General features: G+C 53.4%; 7 protein-coding genes. 3 read left to right on the forward strand and 4 right to left on the reverse strand.

All coding sequences use genetic code 11. The features are described from left to right. Positions 1 to 4 precede the first annotated feature (4 nt). The 4 genes from EKM91_RS11900 to aspD are packed head-to-tail and all read right to left on the reverse strand — an operon-like array spanning position 5 to position 4,595. Positions 5 to 961: a glycosylasparaginase gene (locus EKM91_RS11900; RefSeq protein WP_125754140.1), complete on the reverse strand. Its 957-nt coding sequence runs from the start codon at positions 959 to 961 to the stop codon at positions 5 to 7. Further along, positions 961 to 2,262, reverse strand: coding sequence for a Sapep family Mn(2+)-dependent dipeptidase (locus EKM91_RS11905; protein ID WP_225419520.1), 1,302 nt, complete (start codon positions 2,260 to 2,262; stop codon positions 961 to 963). The genes EKM91_RS11900 and EKM91_RS11905 overlap by 1 nt, the downstream gene beginning before the upstream one ends. Positions 2,263 to 2,287: 25 nt before the next feature. Next, positions 2,288 to 3,013: a GntR family transcriptional regulator, LSA1692 subfamily gene (locus tag EKM91_RS11910; protein ID WP_125754142.1), complete on the reverse strand. Its 726-nt coding sequence runs from the start codon at positions 3,011 to 3,013 to the stop codon at positions 2,288 to 2,290. After that, complete coding sequence (gene aspD / locus EKM91_RS11915; RefSeq protein WP_125754143.1) at positions 3,006 to 4,595, reverse strand: aspartate 4-decarboxylase; 1,590 nt, start codon at positions 4,593 to 4,595, stop codon at positions 3,006 to 3,008. Before aspD ends, EKM91_RS11910 begins: the two co-directional genes overlap by 8 nt. A 146-nt stretch (positions 4,596 to 4,741) precedes the next feature. Between aspD and EKM91_RS11920 the strand changes: the two genes are divergently transcribed. The 3 genes from EKM91_RS11920 to EKM91_RS11930 all read left to right on the forward strand — a co-directional run. Continuing rightward, the gene (locus EKM91_RS11920) at positions 4,742 to 5,497 is read left to right on the forward strand and encodes a sulfite exporter TauE/SafE family protein (RefSeq protein WP_125754144.1); all 756 of its coding nucleotides are present in this window, start codon (positions 4,742 to 4,744) and stop codon (positions 5,495 to 5,497) included. 458 nt (positions 5,498 to 5,955) lie between these two features. After that, positions 5,956 to 6,759, forward strand: coding sequence for a gluconate 5-dehydrogenase (locus EKM91_RS11925; RefSeq protein ID WP_125754145.1), 804 nt, complete (start codon positions 5,956 to 5,958; stop codon positions 6,757 to 6,759). Between the two features lie 35 nt (positions 6,760 to 6,794). Next, positions 6,795 to 7,096 (forward strand): PTS transporter subunit IIC (locus EKM91_RS11930; protein ID WP_338015994.1); only part of this gene is annotated, 302 nt, incomplete at its 3' end.

Genomic DNA, 7,096 nt, shown 5'->3' on the forward strand with positions numbered 1-7,096 from the left:
TGATCTAATCGATCGGTGCCTTGATCCGACGTTCGTATGCGTCAAGCCATTCTTGGGTGATCGGCTCGATGCGGGTTTGGTGGTCTGCTGCCGGATGAGCGATCAAGATCTGCGGGGCAGCATCCGCAGTGGCAACGCTAAAGGTAAATTCTACATTGGTCGCCACGCCCCACTCACCGCGATTATTCATCGCCACTAAAGAGAATTCGCCGCATTTGCCATAACGCGCCTGCAAGGTTTCTGCAAAACTGTAAACCGCCTGATCTGCGGCTTCTTGCGGGGTTTTGCCGGCAGCCATTTGGCGAACGATCTCATAGCTCAAACAGCCTTTCATCAAGTCTTCGCCTAAGCCGGTGGCCGCCGCCCCGCCAACGGCACTATCCACATAAAAACCCGATCCTGACAGCGGCGAATCGCCGACGCGCCCGGCTTTTTTCATAAACAAACCAGAAGTCGACGTCGCCGTGGCCATCGACCCATTGCCTGCCAACGTCACGGCACCGACGGTATCATGGCCATCATAAGGACTCAGGTCCGACGCGCGCATCGCCGCCAAACGTTGTTGCCAAAGCTTCTTAGCGCGCGGCGTCAACATGTTCACCATTTCAAAGCCTTGCAGTTGCGCATATTTAGTGGCACCAGCGCCAACACGGAAGCTATTGTAGTGCTCATGGCTCAGCGCCCGCGCCACTGAAACGGCGTGCAAAACGTTATGGATCCCAGCGACCGCCCCTTGAGCAAAGGTGTCCCCATCCATGAATGCTGCATCCATTTCCACCTCGCCTTCTTCATTCGGCAAGCCGCCATAACCCACTGATTTGTAGTATTCATAGGCTTCTACGCGTTTGATCAACGCTTCTACCGCATCGCCTGCAGTGCCGCCAGCCGCTAATTGCCGGCTGGCATCCACGACACCGTCATGTGCCATACGCCAAGTGGCGATCGTCCCCCACATTGTCATCACCCTTTCGTCAATGCCAACATGCTTTGCATATAGATCTGCATGTTTTTGGCGAGGTCATCTTCTGTCATCCATTCATCTTGTTTATGCGCGATCCCTTTTTGTCCGGGAAATGACGGCCCAAACGCGAGGATATTGGGCATCACCCGCGCATAAGTGGCGCCGGTAGTGGTCACAGGCGTTGGGTTTAAGCCGGTCACCGCCCCATATACCGCCGACAACGTTTGGATCTCCGGGCGGGTTTGATCATGCATCACGCCTGGCAGCCGCCGCAGTACCTGCAGTTGGGTTTGCGGCGGCAGGCTTGATTGCAAACGCGCTGTCACCGTGGCTTCGCTGACGGATACCGGATAGCGGATCGCCAACCCCAAGCGCAAGCCGGCAGCCGTTTTGCTCAAGCGATATGGCGTCATGATCAAGGCCCCAGAATCAGCATCTTCAAGCGCCAAGTCCAGGCCTTGGCCGTGATGTTGATCCGCCAGATGCGTGACGATCCAAGCAAAATACGCTTGCAGCGCTTCAGGGCCCAGTTTGGCCGCCACGATCTGCTTGGCCAACTCAGTCAACGCATTCACGCCTAATTCCGGGGCGTTGGTCGGCGCGCGCTTGCCAATGGCCTTGAACACCTGTCCTGCCAACGTGGTGCTGAGTTGATCCGGCACATGATCTTTGGCCTGTTCGCCGACGATCGGCCCTAAGGCGGCAGCAGCTGGCAAAGTCGTGTCTAACGCATAGTTGACGATCCCGCGTTCGCCATACACCACCGGATATTTGCCATCTGGGGTGAACCCAAACTGCGGTGGCGCCTCATGTTCAAGATATAATGGCACATCGGCACAGCCGCTTTCTTCATCAGAACCAAAGATCAGCCGAATCGTTTTGGCGGGTTGAAACCCCATGTTGCACAACAGCTTCATCCCATAAAGACACGCCATGATCGGCCCTTTATTATCCAAAACCCCGCGGCCGTACAGCGTGCCATTGTGCCGGGTCAATTCAAAAGGCGGCGTGTGCCAACCAGATCCGGCGGCAACGACATCCAAATGCCCCACGATGCCAAGATAATCGGTATCATCATCACCCCATTGCACATACGCCATGGCGTCATTGACGATGCCGGTTTTGAACCCATAGGCTTGACCCATTTGCGCCACTAGCGCCAACGCTTGCTTGGGCCCTGATCCAAATGGCGCCGCATCAGCAGCAGCCCCGCGCACACTTTCCACTTGGATCATCTCAGCCAAATCAGCGATGAACGCTTCCCAATGCAAAGCGACCACTGGTTTGATGCGACTGTCCATCCTAAGCATAAGCACTCCCTTCTCGTCACGGCCGCCGCATCAGCGTCGACTTGAACGAATACTTATCACTGCGATAATACGATTGGTCATACAAAATCGGCTTGCCATCACTGGTAAATGTCACCGTATGCGACACGAGCAGCGGCGCGTTGCGCTTTTGATCCAATAATGCCGCCAAGCGCTCATCTGCCGCAGTCGCTTCGATTTCTTGATGCGCATAAGCGATATCCACTTGCTGCTCTAAGATTGCAAACAACGAGCCTTCAAAGTCTTTGGCCTGCTTGCCGGCGACATACTCGTGGCACAACACCACCTCTTCGATCGTCATCGGATCATCATCCCAAAAACGCCGCCGGACCAGCCGGTCATACTGACCATTGGGCCGTCCAGGCGTGGCCAGCTTAGCTAAGATCGCCGGGCTTGGGGTGATCAGCGGCTCATAGGCTAAAACCTCTGTGTGGCTGGTTTTGCCATAGCTTTGCGCGACTTCCGTGAACCCTTGCAAGCCATTTTGCCCACTGGCGATCTTGTCTTGGCTTTGCTCAACCACATAGGTCCCATAGCCCGGTTTTTTGACCAGCAGGTGTTGATTGATCAACACGCCGATCGCCTTGCGGATGGTCATGCGCGTGACCCCAAATTCTTCTGCCAAAGTATATTCAGATGGCAGCCGCTGGGCCGGGACATAGTAGCCTTCTTGGATCCGTTGTTGGATCGTTTTGACCACCGTTGCATATTTTGGTTCACTCATTTGATTGCCCCCTTTTGTTGGCCCATGTCACTTGCAGATCATCCATCCAATGGATCAAGCGCGCCCCAATTTGCGCATATTGGCGCGTGGCCAAGTTAGCCAAAGAGATCCGCACCGCCCATGGATGGCTGCCAAAATCACGCGTTTGCAAGAGCATCACATTCTCATCTGCCGCCAGCTGCACCAATAGCTGCCGCGGCGAATAGCGTGTTTTGACAAATGCGGCAAATGCCTGGCCATAGCGTGCCTGGATCCAGGCCATTAGATCCAGCTCGCAATAATATGCCGTATCATGACGCGTCTCAGGCAGCGGCAGCCCTAACGTAGCAAACAGCTGTTTTTCGCGAGTGCGGCAAATCGCCATCACCTCGGCTTGATACGCCGCGCCATCGACCAAGCAGCCATACAGCGAAAACAAGGCGATCATCACTTGCTGCACCGCCGACAAGCCAGCCGCATGGTTGAGCGCGATATCGCGCGAATCGGCGACTAAGCGATCGATAAACGGCAACGGCGCATCACTGGTCACCGCGGCATACCGTGCCGCGACCGTCGCCGCTTGCGCCGGCGGGAGCCGTTGCAACAAGCGGTCAAACACATTGTCTTGTGCCATGGCGATTGCCCCAACGCGCCACCCGGTTGCGCCAAAGTACTTCGAAAACGAGTACAGACACACCGTATTGCGCGGCAATACCGCAAACAACGACTGAAACCCGCTGGCAAACGTCCCGTAAACGTCATCGGTCAAGATCATCAAGTCTGGCCGCGCTTCATTAACGATCGTTTGGATCTGCCGGATATTGGCGGCACCTAAGGCGTTGGCCGTGGGGTTGCTGGGATTGACCACGAACACGGCGGTGACCAAAGGATCGCGCAGCTTATCCAATTCAACCGCTGGATAATGATACGTGGTGCGCCCGGCTGCCCGAGTTTGCGTCGATCGGATCGCCACCACATCAAAATGGTATTGCGGCAGCTTGGTGATCTCTAGATATGGCGCAAAGGTCGGCAACAACAAAGCGATACGCGCCCCGGGCTCAAGCAAATGCGTGTTGATTAGCGTGTCAAACAAATAACAGATCCCTGCCGTCCCCCCTTCAACCGGAAAAACATCAAAGGCAGGTGCTGCTTGTCCAAACAAATTTTGTTGTAAATAAGCCTTCAACGGGTGCTCACAAACTGGTAAACACCGCGCCGGCGCCGGATAATTGTCGCCAATGATCGCATCACACGCCGCATCCAGCCAAGCGGCCGCTGGCATCCCTAAGTCAGTTGCCGACAACGCCAAGAGCTGCTCCAAAAACGTTGACCCAGCCCCTGGGCGCGTTTGCAAAAAAGCCAAAAAGCGCGCCAAGCGATCGGCTGCCGGCATGACCATCGTACCGGTCAAGCCCCCTTGTTGGGTTTCTTGAGTAGCAAATTCACCTAAGAGAAAAAACGCCTCACGCGGTACCGGTGCCGTCCAGTTAGGATTGCCGCGACCGGCGTCTAAGACCTGCTGGCGCTTGGGGTCAACGACGTGTTTTTGGAGATATAAGCTGAGTTCGAACGGGCTGAGTGCTTCTAGCTGTGCGTCTTGCATGATCGGCCTCCGAATTTAGTGTTTACTATATGGTATATACTATATCGGCGGGCAGACTTTTAGCAAGCGTTTTCATCATTTTCTCACTTGCTCTGTTTGCCAACTTATAAGAGAATAATTCTAACGTTTTTATTGGAGGGGATAGGATGGTGATCATTGCCGCGGCCAATGCCGTGATCGGTGCTTTGGTCGGGATGACTGGCGTGGCCGGGTTCTTGCTGCCGATGTTATACGCCGGCTTTTTAGGGTACACACCGACAACCGCTTTAGCATTCAGCTTTTTGGCCTTCATTGTTTCAGGGCTGCTTGGTGCCCGCAATTATGCGCGCGCCGGACTATTAGACCGGCGCTTGGCGGGCATTGTCAGCATTGGCTCGCTAGTTGGGGCGTTGGCAGGGGTGAAGCTCAACTTGTTATTATCGCCTGACCTAGTCACCGCGATCTTATACTTAGTCGTTTTGGCTTCAGGCGCGGCGATCTTGATCCAACAAGCGCGTTTGCGCCCTGTCGACCATCCCCAAAGCCCCTTACTGACTCACTCAGGATTCTTATTCGGTTTTGGTTTGCTCACCGGGGCGCTATGTGCGTTATCCGGAGCCGGCGGACCCGTCTTGGTCATGCCATTGTTAGTGGTTTTAGGCTGTGCGCCACACGTCGCTGTCGGCGTCGCCTTGTTGAATTCAGTGGCTATTTCCGTGCCCGCTGCGATCGGTTACTTCACCCAGATCCATTGGCAAGCTTACCTGCCGCTGTTGGCGATCATTATCGTCACGCACGGACTAGGCGTATGGTGGGGCAGCACCGTTGGCCCTAAGATCAATGCGAATGTCCTAAAAATCGGTACCGCCAGCTTTTCTGTTGTGTTAGCGTTGTTCAAACTGATCAGCACTTGGGTCCATTGACTACTTCGTTCATCAATCACAAACAATAGCGCGACCATCGAGCGACTTTTCGCTCAATGATCGCGCTATTAGTCATTTACGGGTAATTTAGGGCACTAAATAGATGCTCGATGGTTCACATGTACTGAAATATCAGTTTCCGCTAACCCTTAATTGTCACGCTTTCATTCACTTTTTCATATATATTCAAGCAATTATTGACAAAAAGCGCTTGCAGTAAACCGGTTTCCACGATATACTCTGTTTGTGGTTTCTTAAACAAGAACGCCGTTTCTTTTTAAGAAATTAGAAACCGTTACTTTACTTCTGCTAAACGCCATGCTAGCAGCGTTTGGCGGAAGTGATCGTCACAATTGCTATTATTTTGTGCGTTACTGCTCAATCCAATTGAGCGGATGTTGCCCGTAGTCACTGCACAGGTTTATCCCTGTGTCGTCACACTTAAAGGAGTTACGACAATGTCATTCACAGAACAATCTTTCCGTCTCGATGGTAAAGTTGCTTTAATCACTGGTGCTAGTTATGGGATCGGTTTTGCGATCGCCAGCGCGTATGCCGCTTATGGTGCTAAGATCGCCTTCAACGACATCAACCAAGAACTCGTTGACAAAGGCATGGCAGCTTATAAAGAAGCTGGCATCGATGCTCACGGTTACGTGGCTGATGTCACAAAGGAAACCGATGTCCAGGAACTCGTGGCCAAAATCGAATCCGATCTTGGCACGATCGATATCTTGGTCAACAATGCGGGGATCATCAAGCGGATCCCAATGACCGAAATGTCGGCTGAAGACTGGCGTCAAGTGATCGATATTGACTTGACTGGTCCGTTCATCGTTTCCAAAGCTGTGATTCCTGGCATGCAAAAACAAGGCCATGGTAAGATCATCAACATCTGCTCGATGATGAGTGAACTTGGCCGTGAAACCGTCAGTGCATACGCCGCAGCCAAAGGCGGCTTGAAGATGCTGACTCGCAACATCTGTTCCGAATACGGTGAAGCCAACATCCAATGCAACGGCATCGGCCCTGGCTACATCGCTACCCCACAAACCGCGCCACTGCGTGAAAAGCAACCTGATGGCTCCCGGCATCCATTCGACCAATTCATCATTGCCAAGACGCCAGCCGCACGTTGGGGCACTCCTGACGACCTCAAAGGTCCAGCAGTCTTCTTGGCTTCTGAAGCCTCTGATTTCGTCAATGGCCATGTGGTCTACGTCGACGGTGGGATCTTAGCGTACATCGGTAAGCAGCCGTAACGTGAACGGATTTTTCTTTAGGAGGAAAGTAAATCATGGGCGTCATTAATTACATTTTGTCCTTAGGGGCAAGCGTCATGATGCCGATCATCTTCTTGATCCTGGGGTTATTACTCGGGATGGGGATCGGTAAATCACTGAAATCAGGTCTTTCTGTCGGGGTTGGGTTTGTTGGCTTGAGTGTCATCACTCAGCTGCTGACCGATAATATCGGCCCAGCCGTTACTGCGATGGTCAAGACTTATGGTTTGCATCTGCACACCTTAGACATTGGCTGGCCAGCCGCTTCGGCGGTGGCTTTTGGGACTGAAGTCGGGGCGATCATCATCCCATTGGG

This window comes from Lacticaseibacillus baoqingensis (assembly GCF_003946165.1).
Taxonomy (GTDB): Bacteria; Bacillota; Bacilli; order Lactobacillales; family Lactobacillaceae; genus Lacticaseibacillus; species Lacticaseibacillus baoqingensis.

Coding starts and splice junctions, on each gene's coding strand:
- EKM91_RS11900 (WP_125754140.1), bottom strand. CDS start 961: ATGACAATGTGGGGGACGATCGCCACTTGGCGTATGGCACATGACGGT.
- EKM91_RS11905 (WP_225419520.1), bottom strand. CDS start 2,262: ATGGACAGTCGCATCAAACCAGTGGTCGCTTTGCATTGGGAAGCGTTC.
- EKM91_RS11910 (WP_125754142.1), bottom strand. CDS start 3,013: ATGAGTGAACCAAAATATGCAACGGTGGTCAAAACGATCCAACAACGG.
- aspD (WP_125754143.1), bottom strand. CDS start 4,595: ATGCAAGACGCACAGCTAGAAGCACTCAGCCCGTTCGAACTCAGCTTA.
- EKM91_RS11920 (WP_125754144.1), top strand. CDS start 4,742: ATGGTGATCATTGCCGCGGCCAATGCCGTGATCGGTGCTTTGGTCGGG.
- EKM91_RS11925 (WP_125754145.1), top strand. CDS start 5,956: ATGTCATTCACAGAACAATCTTTCCGTCTCGATGGTAAAGTTGCTTTA.